Source organism: Sphaerisporangium sp. NPDC049457, from assembly GCF_055586705.1.
In genome coordinates, this window is the sequence record NZ_JBVJHR010000046.1 from 2,089 (window position 1) to 3,476 (window position 1,388).

At 57.5% G+C, this 1,388-nt stretch carries 2 rRNA genes (1 of these 2 running past the window's edge); both read left to right on the forward strand.

From position 1 onward, the window contains the following. Positions 1-1,178 (forward strand): 23S ribosomal RNA (locus ACZ6QO_RS37785); it begins 2,018 nt to the left of the window's first position. Between the two features lie 82 nt (positions 1,179-1,260). Beyond that, positions 1,261-1,377, forward strand: a 5S ribosomal RNA gene (rrf, locus tag ACZ6QO_RS37790). Positions 1,378-1,388 lie beyond the last annotated feature (11 nt).

A 1,388-nucleotide genomic window follows, 5' to 3' on the forward strand; every position in this document is an offset into this window, starting at 1 on the left:
CCGGAGCTGGTGGGGGTCGCAGTGGCCAGGGGGAAGCGACTGTTTACTAAAAACACAGGTCCGTGCGAAGTCGTAAGACGATGTATACGGACTGACGCCTGCCCGGTGCCGGAACGTTAAGGGGACCGCTTAGTGAAGTCTTCGGGCTTTGCGAAGGTGAGAACTTAAGCGCCGGTAAACGGCGGTGGTAACTATAACCATCCTAAGGTAGCGAAATTCCTTGTCGGGTAAGTTCCGACCTGCACGAATGGCGTAACGACTTCCCCGCTGTCTCAACCACAGACCCGGCGAAATTGCACTACGAGTAAAGATGCTCGTTACGCGCAGCAGGACGGAAAGACCCCGGGACCTTCACTACAGCTTGACATTGGTGTTTGGGACGGCTTGTGTAGGATAGGTGGGAGACGGTGAAGCTGGGACGCTAGTTCTGGTGGAGTCATTGGTGAAATACCACTCTGGTCGTTTTGGATGTCTAACCCGCGCCCGTGTATCCGGGTGGGGGACAGTGTCTGGTGGGTAGTTTAACTGGGGCGGTTGCCTCCTAAAGGGTAACGGAGGCGCCCAAAGGTTCCCTCAGCCTGGTTGGCAATCAGGTGGTGAGTGTAAGTGCACAAGGGGGCTTGACTGTGAGACCGACAGGTCGAGCAGGAGCGAAAGCTGGGACTAGTGATCCGGCGGTGGCATGTGGAAGCGCCGTCGCTCAACGGCTAAAAGGTACCCCGGGGATAACAGGCTGATCTTCCCCAAGAGTCCATATCGACGGGATGGTTTGGCACCTCGATGTCGGCTCGTCGCATCCTGGGGCTGGAGTAGGTCCCAAGGGTTGGGCTGTTCGCCCATTAAAGCGGTACGCGAGCTGGGTTTAGAACGTCGCGAGACAGTTCGGTCCCTATCCGCTGCGCGCGTAGGAGACTTGAAAGGGGCTGTCCCTAGTACGAGAGGACCGGGACGGACGAACCTCTGGTGTGCCAGTTGTTCTGCCAAGAGCACGGCTGGTTGGCTACGTTCGGGAGGGATAACCGCTGAAAGCATCTAAGCGGGAAGCCTGCCTTGAGATGAGGTCTCCCACCCTGTTGTGGGGGTAAGGCTCCCAGTGGACTACTGGGTTGATAGGCCGGAGGTGGAAGCATCGTAAGGTGTGGAGCTGACCGGTACTAATAGGCCGAGGACTTGACCACAAAGCGTTTTGCTCGCGTCCACTGTGTGACTCAGAGACAGCGAACCGGCCTTTTCCGGCTTGGTTGGTGTGTTTCGAGGGGTTACGGCGGTCATAGCGGTAGGGAAACACCCGGTTACATTCCGAACCCGGAAGTTAAGCCTTCCAGCGCCGATGGTACTGCACCGGGGACGGTGTGGGAGAGTAGGACACCGCCGGACAAAATTTCATA